This window comes from Dyella sp. 2YAF14 (genome assembly GCF_052114725.1).
In the GTDB taxonomy this organism is placed as follows: Bacteria; Pseudomonadota; Gammaproteobacteria; order Xanthomonadales; family Rhodanobacteraceae; genus Dyella.
The window spans coordinates 14,582-39,614 of the sequence record NZ_JBFRFH010000012.1; the positions used below are offsets into that span (position 1 = coordinate 14,582).

Annotated in this window: 18 protein-coding genes and 1 riboswitch; of the genes, 8 read left to right on the forward strand and 10 right to left on the reverse strand. The window is 64.2% G+C overall.

Annotated features, from left to right (window positions below):
* Positions 1 to 26: 26 nt before the first annotated feature.
* Both AB4Y82_RS16165 and AB4Y82_RS16170 read right to left on the reverse strand, forming a co-directional pair.
* Complete coding sequence (locus AB4Y82_RS16165; RefSeq protein ID WP_441604780.1) at positions 27 to 1,952, reverse strand: hypothetical protein; 1,926 nt, start codon at positions 1,950 to 1,952, stop codon at positions 27 to 29.
* A 506-nt stretch (positions 1,953 to 2,458) separates the two neighbouring features.
* Positions 2,459 to 3,271, reverse strand: coding sequence for a hypothetical protein (locus AB4Y82_RS16170; RefSeq protein ID WP_441604781.1), 813 nt, complete (start codon positions 3,269 to 3,271; stop codon positions 2,459 to 2,461).
* Between the two features lie 461 nt (positions 3,272 to 3,732).
* On the opposite strand from AB4Y82_RS16170, the gene AB4Y82_RS16175 reads away from it, so the two are divergent.
* The 4 genes from AB4Y82_RS16175 (at position 3,733) to ppa (ending at position 10,058) form a co-directional block, all read left to right on the forward strand.
* On the forward strand, positions 3,733 to 5,781 hold the full coding sequence (locus AB4Y82_RS16175; protein WP_441604782.1) for a sodium-translocating pyrophosphatase: 2,049 nt from the start codon (positions 3,733 to 3,735) through the stop codon (positions 5,779 to 5,781).
* Positions 5,782 to 6,390: 609 nt separating this feature from the next.
* Positions 6,391 to 8,499: a prolyl oligopeptidase family serine peptidase gene (locus tag AB4Y82_RS16180; protein WP_441604783.1), complete on the forward strand. Its 2,109-nt coding sequence runs from the start codon at positions 6,391 to 6,393 to the stop codon at positions 8,497 to 8,499.
* A 58-nt stretch (positions 8,500 to 8,557) separates the two neighbouring features.
* Entirely contained in the window at positions 8,558 to 9,394 is an 837-nt protein-coding gene (locus AB4Y82_RS16185) for a 2OG-Fe(II) oxygenase (RefSeq protein ID WP_441604784.1), read from the forward strand.
* 124 nt (positions 9,395 to 9,518) lie between these two features.
* Entirely contained in the window at positions 9,519 to 10,058 is a 540-nt protein-coding gene (gene ppa / locus AB4Y82_RS16190) for an inorganic diphosphatase (RefSeq protein ID WP_441604785.1), read from the forward strand.
* A gap of 45 nt (positions 10,059 to 10,103) precedes the next feature.
* On the opposite strand, the gene AB4Y82_RS16195 is transcribed toward ppa, so the two are convergent.
* The 4 genes from AB4Y82_RS16195 to AB4Y82_RS16210 form a co-directional block, all read right to left on the reverse strand.
* Positions 10,104 to 10,289, reverse strand: a complete 186-nt coding sequence (locus AB4Y82_RS16195) for a hypothetical protein (RefSeq protein ID WP_441604786.1) — start codon at positions 10,287 to 10,289, stop codon at positions 10,104 to 10,106.
* A gap of 63 nt (positions 10,290 to 10,352) precedes the next feature.
* Positions 10,353 to 10,949, reverse strand: a complete 597-nt coding sequence (locus AB4Y82_RS16200; protein WP_441604787.1) for a ferritin-like domain-containing protein — start codon at positions 10,947 to 10,949, stop codon at positions 10,353 to 10,355.
* 229 nt (positions 10,950 to 11,178) lie between these two features.
* Positions 11,179 to 13,056: a phosphomethylpyrimidine synthase ThiC gene (thiC, locus tag AB4Y82_RS16205; RefSeq protein ID WP_441604788.1), complete on the reverse strand. Its 1,878-nt coding sequence runs from the start codon at positions 13,054 to 13,056 to the stop codon at positions 11,179 to 11,181.
* Positions 13,057 to 13,199: 143 nt separating this feature from the next.
* Positions 13,200 to 13,295, reverse strand: a riboswitch (TPP riboswitch).
* A gap of 67 nt (positions 13,296 to 13,362) precedes the next feature.
* Positions 13,363 to 14,013 carry a TetR/AcrR family transcriptional regulator gene (locus tag AB4Y82_RS16210; RefSeq protein ID WP_441604789.1) on the reverse strand — a complete coding sequence of 217 codons (651 nt, stop codon included), beginning with the start codon at positions 14,011 to 14,013 and terminating at the stop codon, positions 13,363 to 13,365.
* Between the two features lie 615 nt (positions 14,014 to 14,628).
* Between AB4Y82_RS16210 and AB4Y82_RS16215 the strand changes: the two genes are divergently transcribed.
* Both AB4Y82_RS16215 and AB4Y82_RS16220 read left to right on the forward strand, forming a co-directional pair.
* Positions 14,629 to 15,288, forward strand: a complete 660-nt coding sequence (locus tag AB4Y82_RS16215; RefSeq protein WP_441604791.1) for a protein-L-isoaspartate O-methyltransferase family protein — start codon at positions 14,629 to 14,631, stop codon at positions 15,286 to 15,288.
* 27 nt (positions 15,289 to 15,315) lie between these two features.
* Positions 15,316 to 16,650: a TolC family outer membrane protein gene (locus AB4Y82_RS16220; protein WP_441604792.1), complete on the forward strand. Its 1,335-nt coding sequence runs from the start codon at positions 15,316 to 15,318 to the stop codon at positions 16,648 to 16,650.
* Between the two features lie 81 nt (positions 16,651 to 16,731).
* On the opposite strand, the gene waaA is transcribed toward AB4Y82_RS16220, so the two are convergent.
* On the reverse strand, positions 16,732 to 17,997 hold the full coding sequence (gene waaA, locus AB4Y82_RS16225; RefSeq protein WP_441604793.1) for a lipid IV(A) 3-deoxy-D-manno-octulosonic acid transferase: 1,266 nt from the start codon (positions 17,995 to 17,997) through the stop codon (positions 16,732 to 16,734).
* A 115-nt stretch (positions 17,998 to 18,112) separates the two neighbouring features.
* Here waaA and lpxL point away from each other — a divergent pair, with 115 nt between their 5' ends.
* Positions 18,113 to 19,030, forward strand: coding sequence for an LpxL/LpxP family Kdo(2)-lipid IV(A) lauroyl/palmitoleoyl acyltransferase (gene lpxL, locus AB4Y82_RS16230; RefSeq protein WP_441604794.1), 918 nt, complete (start codon positions 18,113 to 18,115; stop codon positions 19,028 to 19,030).
* Positions 19,031 to 19,124: 94 nt separating this feature from the next.
* Positions 19,125 to 20,039: a VirK/YbjX family protein gene (locus AB4Y82_RS16235; protein WP_441604795.1), complete on the forward strand. Its 915-nt coding sequence runs from the start codon at positions 19,125 to 19,127 to the stop codon at positions 20,037 to 20,039.
* A 45-nt stretch (positions 20,040 to 20,084) separates the two neighbouring features.
* Here AB4Y82_RS16235 and AB4Y82_RS16240 read toward each other — a convergent pair whose 3' ends face one another.
* The 3 genes from AB4Y82_RS16240 to AB4Y82_RS16250 all read right to left on the reverse strand — a co-directional run bounded on the left by AB4Y82_RS16240 (position 20,085) and on the right by AB4Y82_RS16250 (position 24,981).
* Positions 20,085 to 22,373, reverse strand: a complete 2,289-nt coding sequence (locus AB4Y82_RS16240) for a S53 family peptidase (protein WP_441604796.1) — start codon at positions 22,371 to 22,373, stop codon at positions 20,085 to 20,087.
* Between the two features lie 560 nt (positions 22,374 to 22,933).
* Entirely contained in the window at positions 22,934 to 23,713 is a 780-nt protein-coding gene (locus AB4Y82_RS16245) for a glycosyltransferase family 2 protein (RefSeq protein ID WP_441604797.1), read from the reverse strand.
* On the reverse strand, positions 23,710 to 24,981 hold the full coding sequence (locus AB4Y82_RS16250; RefSeq protein ID WP_441604798.1) for an O-antigen ligase family protein: 1,272 nt from the start codon (positions 24,979 to 24,981) through the stop codon (positions 23,710 to 23,712). The genes AB4Y82_RS16245 and AB4Y82_RS16250 overlap by 4 nt, the downstream gene beginning before the upstream one ends.
* Positions 24,982 to 25,033 lie beyond the last annotated feature (52 nt).

A 25,033-nucleotide genomic window follows, 5' to 3' on the forward strand; every position in this document is an offset into this window, starting at 1 on the left:
TTCAACCGCCAGCACGAAATCGGTGGTCATGGCGCCGCGCGGTTACTGATGCCGGCGGCGCTGGATGCCATGCGCAGCGATTGCCGATTGCTGGCGAGCTCGGCCGACGGCCCGGCCCGCGCCGCCCAGGCCGGATAAGCGGCCTGCCATAAGGCCAGCACCGTCGACGGCAAAGCGGCGCCTGCACGCCATGCCCTTTCGGCGCACAGGCAACCCGCGCGGTGGTCCGCGCTGCGCAGGTGACACTCCGCCAGAAGCAGCTGCGAGTCGGTATCGTCGTCTTCGGTGACGATCTCCAGGCACTTGGCGTACACCCGACGATCCTTTTCCTCGCCGAGCGCGAGGAGGGCCGTGAGCATGCAGCGCAGGGCATCGACGGTGAGCGCAGGCGCCGCCGTCAGCGGGCGCGCGAGTTCGATGGCACGCAGGTAGAAGCTGCGCGCGCCGACCATGTCCTTGTCCTGGGCATGAGTCAACGCGACCCGGCACGCTTCCAGGCGCAGACTGTCGTCGCGATCGATGAACGGATGCAGGACCGTATCGGCCTGATCCAGCAGCGCAGCCCTCGCCGGACCACGCTCCAGACGCGCCCGGCCCAGCGCCACCTGCGCCACGGCTCGTGCGTAACGCGCACTCTCGCCGTCGTCAGCCAGCAGTCGGCGCAGCACGCCCCGCGCCTCGGTGTATCGCTCCAGGGCCAGTGGCGCGCTAAGCGATTCGGCCATCGCGCAGAGCAGCCCGACCCACGCCGCCAGCACCTCGGCCGTCGTTTCAGCCTCCATCGCGGGCAACCATCGCGCATGCAGTTCTCGCAGGCGCAGGCGGCGCTCGGTCGCGTTCTGGCAACAGGTCATCAGCCAACGCCATTCAGTGGTCAGCAGCGCTGCCTTCCAGGCCGCGTTTCCGCAGGGTGTTTGCGCGCCTCTGGCCAGCAGTCTGCACGCCTCCTCGAGGCGCTCGGCCACCCGCCCGCGAGGCAGACCGCGCGGCGCCGCGTGCAATACGCGCTGCAGTTGCCATGCAGCCTCCGAATGCGGCCGAACATCCTGCTGCATGACCGTGCGAAGGACTTGCTCGGCCTCGTTCAACAGTTCCTCGTCGATGTCAGGCCCGATCAGCGCGCGCAGATAACAAGCCTCGCCAAGCTTCACGACGGGCAGACTATCGTGATCGGCATGCGCCACGTCACGCAGGATGCGGATGCTGGCGTCGAGCATGCCTGCGCGCGTCGGCTCATCAAGCTGATCCTGCGCATCGGCCAACAAGCTGAGTCCCACGGCCCGCCTGGTTTCCAGATCGTCGGGACGTTGGCGCAGGAACGCTTCGAGCGCGTCCAGCAGTTCAGCGGGAGCGACGGTTTCCAGTGTGGGCAGCACGGGTGCTTCGACGATGGACGAGGTCGTCTCATGGTTGCCGACAGCCAGCGCCTGCAAGGGCGACGTGGTGTGGGTCGGCATCACCTCGGGGACGGTGTGATACAGACGAGCCCAAAGCGGCCATTCCACGGCGCCTGCGATCTTGAAGGAGACGCCCGGCCCTTCGCCCATATCGACGGCGGCACGAATGATCGGCTCTTGCTCGCGCAATGCCTGGCCGATCGAACGCGTGGCGCAGACGCCCCCGGGCGTGGAGAGCTGGTTGAAGACCGCGTCCAGCGGCGAGGATATCTCGGCCACGGCTGCGGGCATGGCGTCATCGCTTGCGCTCGCCGACGCTGCCTCGAGCACTTCAGCGTGCTCGGGCGCTGGAGCCACTTCCATATCGGGCGCGGGTGCGCCTTCCCAGCTGAGTGCGAGGAAGGCGATGTCCTCATCGGTCAGCCGCGGCAAGGCCCGTCTGTTGGCCCGCTGCCTCGCGCGGCGACGCGCCAGCACAAGCAGCAGGCAACCCAGCAACACCAGGGCCAGGGCCAGCGCCACAACCCACCCATAACGCCATTCCAGCAGCCACATCGTCGAAACTTTCCCTGTTCGGTTATGTGCCTCGCCACAACACGACGCCAGCGGCGTGCCGGCCGTCTGATTTCCCGCCGATATGGATGGCTGCACGAGTGTCGCCCTGGCGATGCTTGCGACGGGCTCCACTGATGACGACTTCTCGCCCCCATCCACGGAGGCGCCTTCTGGCGCAGATTCCCGCGGCGACAAATGAAACCGCGTTGTGCGACGCGCCGCGGCTGCACGCGCGCCAGGCACGCCCGGCGAAGCCGCCGCACGTGCCGATGGGAGAACCTCCGCCACTCCGTCGCCGTCGGCCAGGAACGGCGGCAGGACGGGCAGTGGCGCAGGCTCCGGCAGCTCATGCACAGGCTGGGGCGTCTTCACGTTCACATGGCTGACCAGCGAACAGGCCACCAGGGCGGTGCACCCCAGCAAAGCCGCGCTGCATGCCTCCACCACGCGCCAGCTTGAGCGTCCCCGCGATCGTCCCTTCGCTGGCCGCGCGGCGCTCACCTGGCTCAGAGCTCGTTGAGGTGGACGAACTCGGCGGCGACCTCCTTGTGGGTCGCAATCACGTTCTGACTGACCCAGCCCGGGAAGATGTTGGCGGTACTGCCCGCGAAATTGCGCGCGCTGTAGAGGTAAGGCAGGTGCGACCAGCAGCGGTAGCCCATGGACTTCAGCGTGTTGATCTCTTCCGTGGCCAAGTCGGTATTGGACAAGCGGAAATAGATGCTTGGTCGATGACTGCGCAACGTGGCCTCGGCGCCGGCAAGCATCGGCAGCAGGCCGCCCGGGCGATTGACCTTGATCAGATTGAGCTGGCTCATGCGCAGGGTGTCCAGCGCGATCTGGCGGGAGGTCTCCTCCGGCTGGTCATCGGCGGCGGCAAAGAACACGGTGGCATGGCGGCTGTCGCCGAGGGCGGCATGCAAGGGATAAACGTTGCGAACCTGGTTGAGCGCCAGCGTCGAGCACAGCGCAATGTGCTCGAAGCGGCGGGGTTCAACCACATGCACCTGACCGTTCGCGCCCACCAGTTGCGACAACCACAACGTCTGCGCGCCGTATTCAGCGCCGTACTCGAGCGCCACGTGCCCCTCGTCGAGCAAGGCACCGAGCGTGTCCAGCTCCTGTTCGATCCACTCGCCGTATTCGGCCAGCGAACGAGCCATGGTGGCCTTGGACTCTTGCGCCAGTAGCAGCCCATAACGGGTCTGCCAGAACGACGGCTTGCCGTTGCGCTTGCTCTCAGGGGAGACGGCGTGAGTCTGTGCGGCTTCGGTGGCCGTCGTTTCGGTGCTGTCGGTGGCGGTCTGTTCTTGGTTCATGTGGATCTCTCAGGAGGTGAATACGAGATGGACCTGAAAGATGGCGTGGCGCCGGAACATAGCGTCCGGGCCAGCTTGCATCGGTCGTACAGCAACCAGGAGCGGGCTTGGCGGATGCCGACTCCCCCTGGATCTTTCGGCGATGCGCAACGCCCGGAACCTGCGGATGCGTCCCGACAAGTGCTCCACGGCGTGCGCCCATCACATTCACGCACCTTACCGACAGGTACTGATGGGACATGAAGGCCTGAGACAGGTCGATCTGTGGGCCCAATCCGTCATCCACGTCGGAAATTCATGTTGCGCACACTCACATCAGAACGTTCCTAGCGCTGCGCCGCACAACACGGAACGTCATCCCAATTGCCTATACTCCCCTGGACCGCCCGCAAGGGCGGCCGCCGTGTCGGGGAGCCGGTGGCGTCCCCGACGTTGGGTTTACCACTCATGGGGAGGCTCCGATGCTGCAGCAGTATGGCTTGTGGATCGTGCTGGCATGTGCGGTTCTGGCGATTCTTTATGGCGCACTGTCGGTGCGCTGGATCTTGGCGCAGTCGCCGGGCAACGCACGCATGCAAGAGATCGCCGCCGCGATCCAGGAAGGCGCGAAGGCATATCTCAATCGCCAGTACGCCACCATCGGCGCCGTTGGCATCGTGTTGTTCATCATCATTGGATTGGCCTTGGATTGGGGCACGGCGATTGGCTTTGCCATCGGCGCATTGTTGTCCGGCGCCACCGGTTACATCGGCATGAACGTATCGGTGCGCGCCAACGTGCGCACCGCAGAAGCCGCGCGCCATGGCCTGGCCGCCGCGTTGAATGTCGCGTTTCGCGGCGGCGCCATCACCGGCATGCTGGTGGTCGGGCTGGCCCTGCTGGGCGTCACCGGCTACTACGTGGTGTTGAGCCGCATGGGCTACGAGACCATGCACGCGCTGCATGCACTGATCGGCCTGGCATTCGGCTCGTCGCTGATTTCCATCTTCGCGCGCCTGGGTGGCGGCATCTTCACCAAAGGTGCGGATGTGGGTGCCGACCTGGTGGGCAAGGTGGAAGCCGGCATTCCCGAGGACGATCCGCGCAATCCGGCCGTGATCGCCGACAACGTGGGCGACAACGTGGGCGATTGCGCCGGCATGGCCGCCGACTTGTTCGAGACCTATGCGGTGACCTTGATCGCCACCATGCTGCTCGGCGGCGTGATGGCCGAACAGACCGGCAGCAACGGCGTGCTGTTTCCGCTGGTGCTCGGAGGTGCGTCCATCGTGGCTTCGGTGATCGGCACGTTCTTCGTGAAGGCGCGCAGCACCAAGATCATGAGTGCGCTCTATGCGGGCGTGGCAGTGTCGGCGGTGTTGGCTGCGATTGCGTTCTGGCCCATCACCAGCCAGCTGATGGCCGACTCGTCTTACGGCGTGGGTCGCCTCTATGGCTGCACCTTGATCGGCCTGGTACTGACCGGCGCGATGGTGGTGATCACCGAGTACTACACGGCGACCGAATACAAACCCGTGCAGCACATTGCGCAGGCATCCACCACGGGCCATGCGACCAACATCATCGCCGGCATCGGCGTGTCGATGAAGTCCACCGCACTGCCGGTGCTGGCGGTGTGTGCAGCGATCTGGGGCGCATATCAGTTGGCCGGGTTGTATGGGATCGCCATCGCCGCGACGGCCATGCTAAGCATGACCGGCATGATCGTGGCGCTGGACGCGTACGGTCCGATCACGGACAACGCCGGCGGCATCGCCGAAATGGCCGAACTACCGCCCGAAGTACGCGGCGTCACCGATCCGCTCGACGCCGTGGGCAATACCACCAAGGCGGTGACCAAGGGTTATGCCATCGGTTCGGCTGGCCTCGCCGCGCTGGTGCTGTTTGCCGACTACACGCACAACCTCAACCAGCACCTCAACCTCACCGATTTCCGCTTCGACCTGTCCAATCCCTACGTGATCATCGGCCTGCTGATCGGCGGCCTGATTCCGTATCTGTTCGCCGCGATGGCGATGGAAGCGGTGGGCCGTTCGGCCGGTGCGGTAGTGGAGGAAGTGCGCCGCCAGTTCCGCGAGATCAAGGGCATCATGGAAGGCACCACCCGCCCGGATTATTCGCGCGCCGTGGACCTGCTCACCCGCTCGGCCATCAAGGAAATGCTGGTGCCCTCACTGCTGCCCGTGCTGGTGCCGGTAGTGGTGGTGTTCGGCTTCAAGTGGCTGGGCGGCCCCGAAGCCGGCGCACAGGCCCTCGGCGGCGTGCTGATCGGCACCATCGTCACCGGCTTGTTCGTCGCCATCTCCATGACCACCGGCGGCGGCGCCTGGGACAACGCGAAGAAGTACATCGAAGACAATCACTTCGGCGGCAAGGGCTCCGAGGCGCACAAGGCCGCCGTCACTGGCGACACGGTGGGCGACCCGTACAAAGACACGGCGGGCCCGGCAGTGAATCCGCTGATCAAGATCATCAACATCGTTGCGCTGTTGTTGATTCCGCTGCTGTAGCTCTCGATGGTGTTGCTGGCCCACTCCTCGAAAGAGGGGTGGGCTTAGCTCGAAGCAAAAAAGCAGGGGATTGGATAGCTTTTCGCGAGCACCCGCCCCTCACCCCGGCCCTCTCCCCGGAGGGGAGAGGGAGAAGTGGCGTGCACCGCGAAACTCGAGGCAATGCGAAGCGAGCCCCGGCTTTCAGTCCTCAGGGATTCGGGCGCGTTGCGCAGCGCATTGAAGTACCCGCTGTGTACCCTCGGAGGTTGTCCCACAACCACGCCCCTCGAGCATTCGGGCTTATCCCAGCACGATGCTGCGGGCGTTATCAGGCCATTCTCTTTGGGTTACTTTTCTCTTGGGCCAGCAAGAGAAAAGTGACTCGAGCGGCGGCAGCCGATCGAAACGCCCGCCGCGTAGGCGGCACCCTGGCGGTAACGCGACAAATGCGGCGCGTCGTTATTGGATGACCAGCCATTCGGCTGTTGAGAAGCGCCTCCGCGCCCAGGCCGGGATGACGGCACAGATGAATCGCTGAGGTGCCCTGCCCCTGACTTTAGTCACGCGCCCCGAGCCCCCAGTCCCACCAAACTCAAACCCTCGGCTGCATCCACCCAAGGAAACCGCATGACCTCCAAGAGCACACTCTGGCTGGCACTAGCGCTGGGCCTCACACTAGGCACCATGACCCACGCAGCCGACCACATCACCCCCACCGCCCAAGACCCCAACCTCTGGCTCGAAACCATCGACGGCAGCAAGCAGCTCGACTGGGTTCGCCAGCAGAACTCCCAGACCGTGAAGAGCTACGCCGACAGCGCCGAGTTCAAGCAACTCGATGCGCGCCTGCTGGAAGTGCTCGATTCCAACGAGCGCATCCCGATGGTCAGCAAGATCGGCGACCGCTACTACAACCTCTGGCGCGACAAAGATCACCCCAAGGGCGTCTGGCGCCGCACGACGCTGGATGAATACCGCAAGGACAAGCCTGCGTGGGAGACGGTGATCGATCTCGATGCGCTCGCCGCCAGCGAAAAGGAAAACTGGGTCTGGCATGGAGCCGAATGCTTCAAGCCCGACTACAAGCGCTGCCTGGTCTCGCTGTCGCGTGGCGGTGCCGACGCGGATGTCGTGCGCGAGTTCGACCTCACCGACAAGCAATTCGTGAAGGGTGGCTTCGAGCTGCCCGAAGCGAAAAGCCGCGTGTCCTGGATGGACAACGATCACCTCTACGTCGCCACCGATTTCGGCCCGGGCTCGATGACCAAGTCGAGTTATCCACGCATTGTGAAGGCGTGGAAGCGGGGCACGCCGCTGTCGAGCGCGACCACGGTATACGAAGCCAGGGACGACGATATGTCGGTGTCCGCCGGACGCGACAATACGCCGGGCTTCGTACGTGATTTCGTGGTTCGCCAGATCGCCTTCTACGAGAGCGAGACCTATCTGCGCGGCAAGGACGGCAAGCTCACCAAGATCGACGTGCCCAACGATGCCAATACCGACGTGCACCGCGAATGGCTGCTGATCGAGCCACGCAACGACTGGACGGTCGCCGGCAAAACCTACAAGTCCGGTTCGCTGCTCGCGGCGAAATTCGACGACTACATGGCCGGCAAGCGCGATATCACGGTGCTGTTCGAACCGTCCGATAGCACGGCGCTGGATGCGTATTCGTGGACGCGCCATCACTTGATCCTCAACGTGATGGACAACGTGGTGAACAAGCTCGAGGTGCTCACGCCGGGCGACGGCGCATGGAAGCGCGAGCCGCTGGGTGGCGCGCCGGCCTTGTCGACCATCGCCGCCGGCGGTGTCGATGACGACACCAGCGACGATTACTTCCTGACTGTCACCGGCTTCCTGCAGCCCACCACGCTCTACTACGGCAGCCTGGGCCAGGGCGAGGCGCAGGCGATCAAACACAGCCCGAGTTTCTTCGATGCCTCGAAGTACGACGTGAGCCAGCACTTCGCCGAATCGAAGGACGGCACCCGCGTGCCCTACTTCGAGATTGCGCCGAAGAACCTCAAGGCCGACGGGACCAACCCCACCCTCCAGTACGGCTACGGCGGCTTCGAAGTTTCGCTGCAGCCGGCCTATAGCGGCAGCGTGGGACGCGCATGGCTTGAGAAGGGCGGCGTCTACGTGATTGCCAACATCCGTGGCGGCGGCGAATACGGCCCACGCTGGCATAAGGCCGCGCTCAAGGCGAATCGCCTGCGTGCCTACGAGGACTTCGCGGCGGTCTCGGAAGACCTTATCCAGCGCAAGATCACCTCGCCCGCACACCTGGGCGCCATGGGCGGCAGCAATGGCGGCCTACTGATGGGCAATATGCTCACGCTGTATCCGCAGTTCTATGGCGCGATCGTGAGCCAGGTGGCCTTGCTCGACATGCAGCGCTATACGCACCTCTCCGCCGGCGCCTCATGGATTGCCGAATACGGCGATCCGGACAAGCCGCAGGAATGGGAGTGGATCAAGACGTTCTCGCCGTACTTCAACGCGAAGGCCGGCCAGAAATATCCGCCCGTGCTGTTCACCACCTCCACCCGCGACGACCGCGTGGGTCCGGTGCATGCACGCAAGATGGCCGCCAAACTCGAATCGCTCGGCTACAACACCAGCTTCTACGAGAACATCGAGGGTGGCCACGGCGCGGCGGCGGACAACAAGCAGTCGGCCTTCATGAACGCCCTCGGCTATACCTACCTGTGGGATCACGTGAAGTAAGCGCGCGTCCTGCGTAACATAGGGCGCCGGCCCGAGCCGGCGCCGCTTTTTTAGACGCATGAACCATCACACGATACGTCCCGAACTGCGCGAATGGATTGTTTCCACCAGCCGCTCCGGCGTCAGTCTCAGCGACCTGCTGAAGATGCTCAAGGACGCCGGCTACGGCGGCGAGCAGAGCCGCCAGATCGTCGCGCGCGTACTGAACCTGCCGCTGGCTACGGTCATGGCTGCCTCCAAGGCCAAGGTCGTGGGCCTGCGCACGCGTCATCCGCAGGCGCCGGTGGAGACCGTCAACGGACATCCGGTGCGCATTGCGGTGAGCACCGAAGCGCCGGTCGTGCGCGTACTGGAGAACCTGCTCACGCTGGAGGAATGCGACGAGCTGGTCGCTGAAGCGAAACCGCGGCTGGCGCGCTCGCTTACCGTGGATGTCGAAGGACGCCACCAGACCGATGAACGCCGCACCAGCCAGGGCATGTTCTTCGCCATCGGCGAGACACCCTTGGTCCAGCGCATCGAACAGCGCATTGCCGACCTGCTCGCGATTCCGGTCAGTCACGGCGAGGGTCTGCAAATCCTGCACTACCAGCCGGGCCAGGAATACGAGCCACATTTCGACTGGTTCAATCCTGACCAACCGGGCTATTCGGCCGTCACCGCACGCGGCGGCCAGCGCATTGCCAGCGTGGTGATGTACCTCAATACGCCGGACGAAGGCGGCGGCACGGCCTTTCCGCGCATCGGCCTCACGGTAACGGCGATGCGCGGTTCAGCCGTCTATTTCGCTTACGACACCGGCGACGAGGCCTCGCTGCATGCCGGCCTGCCCGTGCTCAAAGGTGAAAAGTGGATCGCCACCAAGTGGTTACGCGAACGGCCATATCAGGCCTGAGCACGCTTCGGCACCCGTCTCACGCTGAACTGGAACCGGGCGCAAAGCCGCCCCGCGGCTGCGATGGCGCAGCTTTTGACGTATCCTTTCAAGTCTTTGCATCTGACTAGCCAAGGACACGCTCATGGGTCTGCACCTCGTACCCGCCGGCCGCAAGGTTCCGGACGAAATCAACGTCATCATCGAAATCCCCAAGGATGCCGAGCCCGTCAAGTACGAGGTGGACAAGGAAAGCGGCGCGATTTTCGTGGACCGCATCCTGTCGACCCCGATGCGTTACCCCTGCAACTACGGCTATGTGCCGGGCACCCTGGGCGGCGACGGCGATCCGCTGGACGCGCTGGTGATCCTGCCGCTGCCGCTGGTGCCGGGCTCGGTGATCCGCTGCCATCCGGTGGGCATGCTGAAGATGACCGACGAAGCCGGCAGCGACGAAAAGCTGGTGGTGGTGCCGGTGGAAAAGATCTTTGCCGGCTACTCCCACATCAAGGACATCAAGTCCGTCTCCGGCCACTGGCTGGAGCGCATCGGCCACTTCTTCGAGCACTACAAGGATCTGGAGAAGGGCAAGTGGGTCAAGATCGAAGGCTGGGTCGGCGCCGATGAGGCGAAGGCCGAAATCGAAGAAGGCATCAAGCGTTACCAGGCCGACAAGAAGGCCTGATCGAAGCCAAAAACGCCGCCTTCGGGCGGCGTTTTTCATGGTGCTTCAGCTTTGCGTGCTGCCGGCGTCGGCCGAAACCGTCGCCTGCCCCGTCATGCTGGCGCTGTTATCGGCCCGGCGGACCCACCAGGCCATCACGACGCTGGCAAGCAGCACGCCCAGTGCGAGCGTGGTCAATACAGCCCTTAGTAGCCCATGTCCCTGGCGGGCGTTGTTGTCCGTGGTCGCCATGGCGCGTCTCCCGGTGCAATAAGTCTGTCCAACGCACGTACCCGCCTGCGGGATGACTTGTGCTCAGTGCTTGGTGGCTTTCTTCTCGGGTCGCGCCTTGGCCGGCTTGGCCGGCTCGCCCTTCTTGCCGAGATTGTCGAGCAAGGTCGCCAGATCCTCGGCGTGCTCTTCTTCCATCGCAAGAATGCCTTCCATCATGCGGCGCGACGTCGGATCGGCTGCACCGAGGTAGGTGATGATCTCGCGATAGCTGTCGATGGCGATGCGTTCGGCGACCAGGTCTTCCTTGATCATGTCGACCAGGTCGTCGCCTTCCACGTAATCGGCGTGGCTGCGTGACAGCAGGCCTTCGGGCGAAAAGTTGGGTGCGCCATCGAGCTGGGTGATGCGCTCGGCGATGAGGTCGGCGTGCCCCTGTTCCTCATTCGCATGCTCGAGAAACTCGGCGGCCACGCTCTTGGCGTGGATGCCTTTGGCCATGTAGTAGTGATACTTGTAGCGGAGCACGCAGACGATTTCGGTGGCCAGCGCTTCGTTGAGTATCTTGACCACGGTCGCGCGATCGGCGGAATAACCGGAAGTGATGGCGCCATTGTCGATATGTTCGCGGGCGCGCTTGCGGATGGTTTCGATATCGGAGAGGAACGGCTTGGCTGCCATGGGCGTGGCTCCATCGGGCTGACTGGGCGAACCAGCACCGTAGGTGGCGACGCGCGAAACGCAGGTGAAAAAAGCGGTGCGGATGTGAGGCCGTTGTGTGGGAGCGCACCCTGTGCGCGACAAACCAACGGAGCGGAACATCGCAGCGTTGCCGTCGCGCACAGGGTGCGCTCCCACAAGGTGCTCTACCTCGTGCAGGCGGTGGCGACCGCCGGCACGAGGTGAAACATCAAGCCTTGTGATAAACCTCGGAGCCCTGCTGGCGGAATTCCGCCGACTTCTCCGCCATGCCCTCTTCCAGCGCCGACTCTTCGCCGGTGCCGTGTTCGGCGGCGTAGTCGCGCACGTCCTGGGTGATCTTCATCGAGCAGAACTTCGGGCCGCACATGGAGCAGAAATGCGCGCTCTTGTGTGCATCCTTGGGCATGGTTTCGTCGTGGAATTCCTTCGCCTTTTCCGGATCGAGGCCAAGATTGAACTGGTCTTCCCAACGGAACTCGAAGCGCGCCTTCGACAGCGCGTTGTCGCGCACCTGCGCACCCGGATGACCCTTGGCCAGATCGGCTGCGTGGGCGGCGATCTTGTACGCGATGATGCCGTCGCGCACGTCCTGCTTGTTCGGCAGGCCCAGATGCTCCTTCGGCGTCACATAGCAGAGCATGGCGGTGCCGAACCAGCCAATCATCGCCGCGCCAATCGCGCTGGTGATGTGGTCGTAGCCCGGCGCGATATCGGTGGTCAGTGGCCCCAGCGTGTAGAACGGCGCTTCGTGGCACTTCTCCAGCTGGCGCTCCATGTTTTCCTTGATGAGCTGCATGGGCACGTGGCCGGGGCCCTCGATCATCACCTGCACGTCGTGCTTCCAGGCGATCTGGGTGAGTTCACCCAGCGTATCGAGCTCGCCGAACTGGGCGGCATCGTTGGCGTCGGCAATGCAGCCCGGACGCAGACCATCGCCGAGGCTGAAGGACACGTCGTACGCCTTCATGATCTCGCAGATGTCTTCGAAATGCGTGTAGAGGAAGTTTTCCTTGTGATGCGCCAGGCACCACTTGGCCATGATCGAACCGCCGCGCGAGACGATGCCGGTAACGCGCTTGGCGGTCAGCGGCACGAAGCGCAGCAGCACGCCGGCGTGGATGGTGAAGTAGTCGACACCCTGCTCCGCCTGTTCGATCAGCGTATCGCGGAAGATGTCCCAGGTAAGGTCCTCGGCCACGCCGTTAACCTTCTCCAGCGCCTGGTAGATCGGCACCGTGCCGATCGGCACCGGCGAGTTGCGGATGATCCACTCGCGCGTTTCGTGGATGTGCTTGCCGGTGGACAGGTCCATCACGGTGTCGCCGCCCCAGCGGATCGACCACACCAGCTTTTCCACTTCCTCGGCGATGCCCGAAGAAACGGCAGAGTTGCCAATGTTCGCGTTGATCTTGGTGAGGAAGTTGCGGCCGATGATCATCGGTTCCGCTTCCGGGTGATTGATGTTGGCCGGGATGATGGCGCGGCCGCGCGCCACTTCGTCGCGCACGAATTCCGGGGTGATCAGCTTGGGCAAGGCCGCACCGAACGATTCGCCCGGGTGCTGGGTGCGCAGCGCGCTGCCCTGCAGCGCTTCGATGCGCTGGTTCTCGCGGATGGCGATGTATTCCATCTCCGGCGTCACGATGCCCTGGCGGGCGTAGTGCATCTGGGTGACGTTGGCGCCGGCTTTGGCGCGATGCGGCGCACGCGTCGCGGTGAAGCGGAAGGCATCGAGCTTGGGATCGACAGCGCGCTGGCGGCCAAAGGCGGAGCTCAGGCCGATCAACTGCTCGGTGTCGCCGCGCTCGGCAATCCAGCCCGCGCGCAGCGCCGGCAGACCGGTGACCAGGTCCACCTTGTAGTCGGGGTCGGTGTACGGGCCCGAAGTGTCGTACACGGTGATCGGCGGATTCTCTTCGCCGCCGAACAGGGTCGGCGTCTGCGCCTGGCAGATTTCGCGCAACGGTACCTGGATGTCCGGGCGGCTGCCCTGCACGTGGATCTTGCGCGAGCCCGGAATCGGACGCGTCACGGCTTCGGAGAGTTCCTGCGCGGCGCGCGCAAGGTCATTGGGCAGGGCATTCATCGGCTTTGGTCCGTCCGGGCGTTGGCGCTGTCCCCGAGGGGACGTGCTTTTGTTGGGGAGTCCACACTGGATCGTGTGGAGTGATGCGCATGCAAACGCGCATTCAGCAACAGAAGCGGACGGCACCGGACGCAATGTCCTTACGGCATTGCGGCGAAGCTCCCTACAGCGGTACTAGCCGCATCAGGTTCGAAGGGACTCTCTCAGCCGACTTGTTGCCGGCACCCCCGCCTCAAGCCGCTATTTGAGCACGAAGCGAGGGAGGCCGCGAGTGCGGCGGCCTTGGCGGGCCTGAATCAGGCGGGATCAGCGCGGCAGATAGGCGCGCAGGAACATGTCCACGCCATCGCGGGCGGTCTGTTCGAGCTCAGCGGCGTAGGACTGGGCGCATTCTTCGCAACCGAACATGCGGCGCAACAGCATTTCGCCCTTGATCAGGGAGATGAACTGGCCGGCGGCGCGGGCCACGTTGGCGATATCCAGCCTGCGGTCGTCAACCGCCTGTTGCAGCAGGCGTTTCATCAGACCATTGGTGCGATCCGGGCCTTCTTCCCAGAGCAACTTGCCGTAGCGCGGGTTGCCCTGGCGGCAGTCGCTGAGGATGGCGCGGAAGGTGCCCACGTTCTGCACGTCGCAGTCGAGCCGGACGTGATGCAGGGCGATACGCTCCAGCGCGACGCGGATGTCTTCGGCGGGGTCGTAGTGGTAGGTGTCTTCGGGGATCAGGTCCTGGATGCGCGCGCGGATCACCTCGCGAAACAGGTTGTCCTTGTCGCCGAAGTGGCTGTAGACGGTGAGTTTGGACACGCCGGCCTCTGCCGCTACCGCATCCATGCTGGTTCCGGCAAAGGCGTTGCGGATGAACAGGCCCTTGGCGGCCTCAAGGATCGCCGCGCGCTTTTCCATGTCCTTGGGACGGCCGGGCCCCTGAGGCTTGGTCTGCGGGATCGTGCTCATGGCTATACCTTCACAAATGGCTTCACAAATGGATAACGCCCGTTTAGTATACGCGGCGGTTTAGTTATTTTCCATGGCCAAGATACACGGCTTCCCTTATGTCCACCACTATCGCAGAACTTTCCCTCAGCCCGGCGTATCGACTCGCCCAGCGTTCGCTTGCCTGCTGGCTTGAACCAGGCCAGGCGGAGGCCCGCCGGGCCGCGTTCGCGGCGCGCGCCGCGCTGTCCGGGCTTGACCCCACCGAACGCAGCCGTATCGCCCGCTGGCTGGCCTGGCTGGAGGTCGCGGCACAGAGCCGCGGCAGCCTCTCGCCCCGGGCCCGTGTTCAGCGCCTTGACGCATCCTTGCATCAGGCCATGCAAGATGCACTCACGCGACTCCCTGGTCAGACGGTGGTCGCGCGTACGGGGAAGCATCGACGTAGTGCGTAACCTTGGCATGGCGAAGTGTCCGCGGACACCGCGCCACGCATGACTTCCGTCAACCAAGCGCGATGACTTCCGGCACTTCGTGTCGTTGGTACGAACCCGCAGGCTTTGCACATTGTCGGAAGATGGCTAAGCGCTTATCCTTTTTAGCCTTTTTCCCGATTCGCATTAGGACCTAAGCAACATGGCGATGAACTTCGAACAGGCGCGAGTGAACATGGTGGAAAACCAGGTGCGCCCCTGGGAGGTGCTGGATGCCCGCGTGCTCGACGTGCTGGGCAGCGTGCGCCGCGAGGACTTCGTTGCCCCTGAGCACCGCAAGCTGGCCTTTGCCGACCTGTGCCTGCCGCTGGGTCACGGCGAAGTGATGATGAAGCCGGTGGTCGAGGGCCGGGTGCTGCAGGCGCTGGAACTCACCCCGAGCGACCAGGTGCTGGAAATCGGCACGGGTTCGGGTTTCCTGACGGCCTGCATGGCCAAGCTCGCTGGTCACGTCACCAGCCTGGACATCCATGCCGATTTCGTCACTGCAGCGGGCCAGCGCCTGGCTGGCGCAGGCATCGCCAACGTGACGCTGGAAGCCGGCGAAGCGGTGAATGGCTGGCAGCCGAACGGATTGTTCGACGCACTGGTTGTCACCGGCGCGGTGTACCAGATCCCGCAGCGCTTCCTGGGCTGGCTCAAGCCCGGTGGCCGCCTGCTGGTGGTGCGCGGCGAGTCGCCGGTGCAGCACGTGCTGCTGCTCACCCACGAGGGCAATGGTCGCTACCGCGAAGAATCGCTGTTTGAGACCGACCTGCCCTATTTGAAGCACGCCGAGCCGCCGCGTCGCTTCGTTTTCTGACCTATTTCCCCATACATGAGGCAACCCATGCGCTTGAAGCTTCTGACCCTCGCCCTGGCCCTGTCGGCATTGCCGCTGGCCGGCCACAGCGAGGACTTGCTGGATGCATACCGAGAAGCCCGCGCCAATGACCCGGTGCTGTCGCAGGCGGAAGCCACGCGCCTTGCTACCGGTGAAGGCGTTGATCAGGCGCGTGCGTTGATGCTGCCGCAGCTCAATGGCAGTTACGGGCTGCAACAGCAGTCGGCGGGCAACAACCTTGCCAACGGCACGGTCACCGGCTCCTCTTTCGGCCATTCGCGCACGCGTGATCTTTCGGCCACGCTGACCCAGACGATTGTCGACCTCAGCCAATGGGCCAACCTCGCGGCAGCGCGATCCGCCGCGCATTCTCAGGACGCCACCTACGACGCCGCGGCGCAGAACCTGTATGTCCGTGTCACCACGGCCTACTTCGGCGTATTGACCAGCCAGGATGCGCTGATATTCGCCAAGGCCAGCGAGGACTCCTTCAAGCAGGCCTACGACCAGGCCGATCAGCGCTTCAAGGTGGGCCTGTCGGCCATCACCGACGTCTACCAGGCCAAGTCGGAATACGAACTGGCCAAGGCCCAGACTGTGGCCGCGCAGAACACCCTCAACGACGCCAAGGAAGCGCTCACCCAGATCACCGGCAAGCCGGTGGGCGAGCTCAAGAAGCTGCGCGAGGATCTGCCGCTGACGCCGCCGAACCCGGCAGACCCGAACGCCTGGGTGCAGGCTGCATTGCAGTCCAACGCCAGCATCCATGCCAGCCAGTACACCGTGCAGGCGGCCGAGCACGACATCGACGCGGCTCGCGCCGGCCACTTGCCGACGATCAACGCCTCGGTGTCGCGCGGCAAGGACACCACCTGGCTCGAGCACGGCAACTACAACGTGCCCGGCAATGGCGCCTATGGCACCACGGTCGGCATCTCGATGAATATTCCGATCTTCTCCGGCGGCGCCACGCAGTCCCGCGTTCGTCAGTCGATCTACCAGCGCGACGAAGCCCAGGACTCGCTGGAGTCGACGCGTCGCCAGGTAGTCCGCGACACGCTGAACTTCTATCGCTCGGTCGCCGCCGGCATCAGCCAGGTGGAGGCGAACAAGGCCTCGGTCGACTCCGGCCAGAAGGCACTGGAAGCCACCCGCGCCGGCTTCGACGTGGGTACGCAGACCATGCTGAACGTGCTCAATGCGATTCAGACCCTGACCCAGGCCGAGAGCAGCTACTCGCAGTCGCGCCACCAGCTGGTGCTCGACCAGCTGCAGCTCAAGCAGTCGGCAGGCTCGATCGACGTGAAAGACGTGGAAATGGTCAATTCGATGCTGCAGTAACGCGCATCGCATAAGCTGCAACCGACAAGGCCGGGCAAGTCCCGGCCTTGTTGCGTCTTGGCCCTGCAGACGTCTGGACGTCTATTCCTGCAGCAGGTCGTCGATCATGCCCATCACGCGCTTGACGGCGCCGCGCTCGCTGTCGAACACGATGCGCGCCGCGTCGCCCATGCGTTGGCGCTGCGGCGGATCGCGCAACAGCTGCAGCACCACCGGACCCAGTTCCTCGGCGCTGTTCACGCGCGACGCACCGCCCTCGCGGATGAGGGTGAGGGTGATTTCTTCGAAATTGAAGGTGTTCGGGCCAACCAGCACCGGCGTGGAAAGTGCGGCGGGTTCCAGCACATTGTGGCCGCCGATCGGCACCAGGCTGCCGCCCACGAAAGCCAGATCGGAGGCAGCGTAGAACGGCATCAGCTCGCCCATCGCATCGATCACGAAGACCTGATGAGCCGCCGACGGCACGCGGTCGGCGCTGCGCGTACCCACCGTGAAACCCAGGCTGCGCGCGGAGTTTTCCACCAGCTTGAAGCGTTCGGGGTGTCGGGGTGCGATCAGCAACAAGGCGTCGGGCCAGCGCGTGAGCACTTCCAGGTGGGCTTCGAGCACCGGCAGTTCTTCGCCTTCGTGCGTGCTGCCCGCGATCCAGACGGGACGCAGATGGCCCCACTGCTGGCGCAGCTCCTCACCCTTGCGCTCAGCGTCGTAGGGCACCGGCATGTCGAACTTCATATTGCCGGTGACCACGATCTTGTCCGGGTCGGCGCCCAGCGCGCGATAACGCGAGGCATCGGTACGCGACTGGGCGGCGATCTGATACACGCAACGCATGGCCTGCGCCACAAGGTTGCCCAGTGGCTTATAGCCGCGCAGCGAGCGCTCGGACAGGCGCGCGTTGACGATCATCAGCGGGATGCTGCGACGCCGGCAGGCCAGGTAGAGATTCGGCCAGATCTCGGTTTCCACGATGATCGCCAGGCGCGGTCGCACGCGCTTGAGGAAGCGCGATACCGAGAACGGCAGGTCGTAGGGCAGATAGACGTGGAACACGCTGTCGCCGAACAGCTGGCGCACCCGTTCGGAGCCGGTGGGCGTCACCGTGGTCACCACCAGCGGCGCGTTCGGATAGTCCGTCTGCAAGGCCTTGATCAGCGGCTCGGCCGCGTTGACCTCGCCCACCGACACGGCGTGCACCCACAGGCTGCCGGTCACGCCCGAGGCCTCGAAGAAGCCGAAGCGTTCGCGCCAGCGCTTGTGGTAGTCGCCGTAGCGCACGCCACGCGCCATCAGCCGCAACACGATCAGCGGCGTCACCAGGTACATGGCGAGGGTGTAGATGTAGCGCAACGGAGAGCCTTTCGATCGCGGTGCGCCAGTATATCGGCTCGGACGCACGGGCCCTGCCCCACGCCGCGGCTCGCCTCGTTTTGGCTTGTTCCCTACAATGCGGGCGATGCCCGGCATGCCTCGTCCCAGCTTCACCCGCTCCCTGCTCTCGCCCACGCACTGGCCCGCCTGGCTGGGTGCCGGCGTGATCTGGCTGATCGCCCGCCTGCCACGCCCCTGGCTGATGGCCTTTGGTCGCGCACTAGGCTGGCTGGTGCAGCGCGTACCCTCGCCGCGGCGACACGTGGCGGAGGTGAATATCGCGCTGTGCTTTCCCGAACTGTCCCAGCAAGAGCAAGCCAGGCTGGTCGATGCGCATCTGCGCGATATCGGCCTGATGATGGCCGAGTTCGCGCTGGGCTGGATGGGCAGCGAGCGCGCGATCGCCAACGTACCGGTGACCATCGAAGGCCTGGAGCATCTCGAAGCGGCGCGTGCGCAGGGCAAGGGCGTGTTGCTGGTGGGCGGCCATTTCTCGCATCTGGAGCTGTGCGCGCGGCTGGTCTCGCAGCGCATCCGCATTTCCGGCATGTATCGCCGCATGGATTCAGCAGTGTTCGAGTGGGTCGTGCTGCGCGCACGACTCGATTACGCCGAGGCGATGTTCGAGAAAGACGATATCCGCGGCACCGTCAAGCATCTGCGCAACGGCGGCACGCTCTGGTATGCGCCCGACCAGGACATGCGCAGCAAGGACAATGTGTTCGTGCCGTTCTTCGGCGTGCCGGCCGCCACCATCACGGCGACCCATCATCTGGCCCGCATGTCCGGCGCCGTGGTGATTCCGTTCTATCACCGCCGCCTGCCCGGCAACGCGGGCTATGCGCTGAAGCTGGGCGCTCCGCTCGAGGGCTTGCCGAGCAAGGATGTGCTCGATGACACCGCGCGCGTCAATGTGTGCATCGAAGACATGGTGCGCGCCGCGCCCGAGCAATACCTGTGGGTACACAAGCGCTTCAAGACGCGGCCGGAAGGCAGCCCGTCGGTCTACTAAGCCTTGCACGAAGCCGTCCTGTTCGCTGACAGATAAATGACAGTCAGTGCGGGTAAAAAGACGGCCGACCATCCCCACGATCCGCCCACCCAACATGACATTCCGGCTGTTTTTGCGCTCGCTGCGCCAACGCCGCGATTGGAGTGGCTCGCCCTCAAAGCGCCTCGCCGCCGGCCTGAAATACATTGCCCGCAGTGTGCGCATGGCGCGTCGCCAGTCGGCGTGGCTGGCCGAGCTGTACGGGTCGCCACGGCTCACGTCGATCCTGGCGCACGATCCGCGCCTGCATGAGCGTTGGCACCATCACTACATCAATCGTCGGATCGGGCGTGCCGAGCGCATGTCGATTGTCAGCCAGCACTATCGCTTTGTGTTTGGTCAACTGCCTGCGGCGATGGTGGATGCGGTTTATCTGCATGGCCACCATCGATGGGGAACGCTCGCCCTGAAGGACGGCAGCGAGCTGCAGCTGGAATTGCGCCGACCGACCGGTCGCAGCCGCGAAGGCGAGCTGGCGCTATGCCTTAGCAATACGCAGGGCCAGGTGTTGTCGTCGGCCATCTTCAGCATCGCCGACCGGGGCCGCACGCTGTTGATCGGCTGCCTGCAGGGCGCCGCCGCCGAATTGGGGCGCGAGGCCGTGCGCGAACTGACCAAGCAGTGCTACGGATTGCGGCCGAAAAACCTGCTGCATTCGCTGCTGCTCGCCTTTGGTTCGTTTGCCGGCGCCACGCAGATCCGCGGCGTCAGCAACCTGGCGCATCCGTTCGCGGGCGAAGCGGACAAGATCAAGGCCGACTACGACGGCTTCTGGGAAGAGTGCCAGGGCGTGCTGCAACCCGATGGTTTTTTCGCCTTGCCGACCAGCGAGCCCGAGCGCAGCGAACTGCAGGTCGAGAGCAAGCATCGCTCCGCCTTCCGTCGCCGCGAAATGCTGCGTCGCGAAGCGTGTGCCCGCTTACTGGCGGCGCTGCGCGACCAGCCGCTGCCGCTGTCGCAGGCAGCCTGACAACAACATCCCCGGCGCAACGCCGGGGATGTCGAGGGACTCCCCTTACTTCACATTGACGAAGGCCTTCCACGCCTTCAGCAAATTATTGGCGTCGACCGAACCCAGGCCCGACGCAAAACTCCAGCCCGCCTGCGCCGCAAACGCTTCCGTATTGGCGTTGTACTTGTTGGCGTTGCTCGAGGTGAGGCCTACCTGGATCGCACCGAGGTAGGAGTTCGGCAGCGTGCCGTAGTAGTAGCAGTCGGGTGTCACCACATCCGGCAGCTGCTGCACGCACTGCGTGGCGATGCTGCCGCGCGTGACATTGTGGAACACGCATTTGCCGGTGCCCTTGGCGCCATTGTCCGAATTGCAGGTCGCCAGCGTGGCCGGCGGGGCGCCTTTCGGACCACCGTATTCATCGGCGGCCAGCGTGTAGAGCGTCGGTGCGGCATTGCCCTGGTTAGGCGACAAGCCCTTGGCTGCCAGCCCTTGATCGATCAGCGCCTGGATGCCGGCGAACATCGGCGACGACAGCGACGTGCCACCGATCAGCGCCGTGCTACCGGTGAATCCCGGTGTGCAGGGATAGTAGTAAGAGCACACGATCACCCAGGTCGAACCACCGTACGAACCACCGAACAACGCCACGTCGGGCACGTCGCGCGACTGGTCCTTGGCAGTGTTGTAGACCAGACGCTGCCATGCCGGCTTGGCATTCACCGACGACGGACCACCGCTGCCCGATTCGGAAGTGATGTAGTAGCCGTAGGGATCGAACTGCAGATAGGCCTTGCAGAACGCCAGCGACGTCGCATAGCCCAGCGACTTGGCTGCCACTTCATTGCCGCAGGATTCGTTCCACGGAATCTCCGGCACATACGACAGTGCCGAGCCGTACTGCGCGTTGAAGGTCGAGCTGAAATACTTCTTCGTGCTGCCGTCGAGGATGTCGGCCGTATCCGTGCCGCCGACCACGGTGTCGTTCGGCGACGTGCCAAACGCATTGGCATCGATGCCCGCGCCATTGATGAAGAAGCCGTTGAAGCTCGGATTGGAGCCCGAATCGCCGCTCGATACGAACACGGAAATGCCTTCCGCATCTGCCTGCGCCCACATCTGGTCGATGGCCGCTTTGCTCGGTGCATCGACGAAGCCTTCGCCGTATCCATAGCTGGCGCTGATGATGTTGGGACGGTTGCTGCCATTGATCAGGTTGGTCGCCGCCGTGACCACGCCGCCGAAGAAGTTGGTGGCGTTGGAATCGTCACAGCTGGCCAGCCAGATGTTGGCGCCAGGTGCCATCGCGGTCGACCATTCGGCATCGAGCAAGGCCTCGAAGTCGTCTTCGCCGGGGAAGTTGATGGTCGGGTCGATGCAGTTGGTGAAGCCGGTCGCCTGTGGCTGGATTTGCTGGAACGTGCCGCCGTAACTGGTCAGCCCGAACTGGCTGACAAAGTTGGTCCAGTCATCGGGCACCATCGAGCTGTCCTCGACCAGCGCAATGGTGATGCCCGTACCGGTCAGGCCGCTCGCATAGAGCTTGTCGGTGCCATAGATCTTCGCCATGTCGTACGGCACCAGGCCGCGCGAGCCATTGGTGAAGTTGACCGCCTGTGGCGTCATGCCAGCGGCTGCGGTTTTCGCTTGCTGCACCTTGAAGCGCTGCGAGCTCGCATCGAACTGGCCCAGCTTCGGCGCCGTGTGCTGTGCCTGGGGATGGATGTCATTGAGGCCGGCCACGCCCGCCACCACGCTTTGCAGAGCCTGTGGAATGCTGATGTCGCTGGCATTGGCCACGTGCGCTGCCTGGTTGATGGTGTACTGGTTCATCTGCGTGTGGAACGCGCGCTTCACCTGCCCTGCGTTGCCACTGAAGTCGATCTGCATCTTGTTCGGATAGACGCCGTTGACCGTGAAGCCCTGCGATTTCAGCCACGCGGTCGTTGCTGCAATATCGGCGTCGGATACGCCGAAGGTCTGCCCGAACTGATCGGGCGTCACCCACTGGCGGAACTTCGACGAGCTCGGGTCGTGCTGGGCGGAAATCAGTGCATCCAGCGCAGCCTGCCGCTTGGCGCTGCGCTGCAGGATCAGGTTCATGTGATTCATGGCGGCCGCATCGTCCATCGCCTTGGTCGGCGTGGAACGGTCGACCAGGCTCAGATGACTGCGCTGTAGAGTCGATGTCGCGCGGCTATCGACCGTCTGCGTCACCCTGGGCGCTTCGGCCGTGTTGATGCCAGCCAATGCTGCGTTTTGCGCAGTGTTCGATTGTGCCGATGCCACCATCGGCAAGCCTGCGAGGACCAGGGTCATGACCCCCAGCAGGTTCAGGTGCTCGTGTTTCATGCAATGTCTCCCTGATGCGATCCATTGAGAACAAGCCCCCCGTTTTCGATCAGCCACAGCTTTCCCCCGCATGACCTCCTTTGAGATTCGCGCTGTGCGTAAGACGAAGTCGCCCGTCGCGTCACCGTGTTGGCGACGCGATGCCATTGCAGTAAAAGTCACCCTAGAACGGCGCGAGAGAGAGCCAACAAAATCTGCTCGCGATGACACCCCACGAAAACCAGGCGAGTGTGGAAGGCGATCGGCGACGCCACAACGAGCGCGACGCGAAAACGTGCGCCAGATCGTGACGACTTCATGCACGCCATCAGAATCATCACGTTGCAGCGTACTCGCGCGTTGTATCAGCACGACGCCGAGCATGACCCCGTGCGCGCAATTTCGTTCGTCTAAATCCTGGAATTGACGCACGATTCACGGCGCGATGGTGGCACTGCTAAAACGGGCTTTGCATGCAAGTAATTTCGGCATGCAAGAGTTTGCGCCAGCTCGTACAGCTAGCTAAATCCGCGCTGAATTTTTCCGGCAGGCCAACGCATCAAAAGGCTCGCGTCGCGCGACTAATGTTCTTCGCCGCGCGATTTGCGCGATGCCTGCTCCCTCGCCTCATGCAACTTCGCGTACTTGAGGAAGGCGTAGAACGCACCAGTGACGCTGGCGATGAAACCAGCCCAGCCGTTGAGGAAGTAGCGCTTGCCGATGTACTGCCGCAGGAAGAACACCGGTGGATAGAACACCATGCGCAGGCCGGTAAAGCGCTGCCGCGTGCGCAGCTTGTAGGCCACCATGCCGGTGGTGTAACGATTGATCTTTTCCACGCGCGTGGCGATATCGCCATCGCCGTCATTGACGAAGTCCGCACGTCGCAGCGTTTTCACCGGGCCGCGCACTTCCACCGCCGCGTGCACTTCGACATCGTTCATGCCGCCGCGACGACGATCGAACAAGCGCAGGTGGCCGTTGCGCCAGCTCCAGCGATGCTGCACGGTCCAGAACATCCGTTCGCGCCGCGGCAGCCGAAAGCCGGCGTGCCGGGGATGCTGCAAGGCACGTTCGATTTCCTCGCGCGTGCCAGGTGAGAGGATCTCGTCCGCATCGAGGTTCAAGATCCAGTCGTGGCTGGCCATGTCATAGGCGCGCTGCTTCTGCGGGCCGTAGTCGTCGAACGGATGCACAGCGACACGCGCGCCGTGTTGGCGTGCAATGTTGACGGTGTCGTCGGTCGAACCCGAATCGAGCACGACGATTTCGTCGGCCCAGTCGACGCGACTCAAGCACGCGTCGAGCGTGTCCGCGTTGTTGAAGGTGATCACGACTACCGACAGCGGCTCGCGCGTCATGCGGCAGCTCCCTGCGACGATGGATGCACGTAGAGCGCCGCACACCACAGGCCCAGCAGCCATGCGAACAACAAACCCCACCAGGCCGAATAGAAGGCCAGATGCGTATTGAGCGGGAACAGCATCGTGCCCAGGGCGAGCGTGGCCGGGAAGGCGCGCGTACGTGCCGCGGCGCCCACCCTGCGCCACACGATCACCGCCCATCCGATCGCCGCCAGCCAGCAGGCCATGCCGAGCGCGCCGGTTTCCGTGAGTACCTCGAGCAGCCATTGATGGGCATGGCAGGCGCCTTCGCCAACGCCACAGCCGTCGGCGGTGACGACAAAACGATCATTGGCTGGCGCATACGCGGGATACGCATAGCGGTACGCGCGCACGCCGACGCCGTTGATCGGGTGCCCCTCGAACATCGCCACGCTGGTGCGCCAGATATCCAGGCGACCGCTCAGCGCCCAATCGAGCGATTTGTCCGAACCTTGCAGCACCTGCAGCGTGCGATCCATGCGCAGCTGGAAGCGCTCGGAGGTTTTCCAGGCGACGCCGCCGGCGAGCAGGATCACCGCGGCCAAGGCACCGGCGGCAGCCACGAATCGCAGGGGCGAGCCCGACACCCGCCACGCAAAGCCCAGTGCCACCACGGCGTAGCAAACCCACGACGCTCGCGATCCCGACATCAGCACCGGCCCCAGCAGCAGCACGAAGGCGATCAGCAGCCCTTTGAGGCCAAAGCGCCGCAGCGCCGCCCACAGCACGAATGGCGACAGCACCGACAGCGACGGGCCGAGTTTCAGATTGGCGGCGCCAAAGATGCCGGAAATGCGCTCGGGCTCGGCGTGCCCACCCAGGCTCCAGCCGGTCAGGGCCTGCACCCAGGCATCAAGCGCCCAGAACGCCACGACCGCAGCCGTGGCCAGGTAAAGCGCGTCGAGCTTGTCTTCGCGACGGATGGCAAAGCAGGCGTACAAGCCCAACGGGGCGTAGCGCAGCAGTGACGCCACCGTGCCCCAGCTCTTGCCAGGCGCCAGCGAGTCCACCGAGGAGATCAGCGCGGCGCCCACATAAGCCGCCAGCAGCCACAGCAACAGCCGTGCACCGGCGTGCTCGCGCAAGGCGGACGGATGGCGTACGAACAGCAACACCACGCCGATCAGACAAAGGAAGGTCCCCAGCTCGGCGCTGCGCCCGAACGGCAGCAGGGCGATCACCAGCCAGAACGGCAGCAAGGGGGAACGCAGGGCGGCCTTCAGGAATGCAGCAATAGGGCTCATGCGTGGATCAATAAGGGTGACCCGCGCATTGTAGGTGAGTCACCGTACGGGC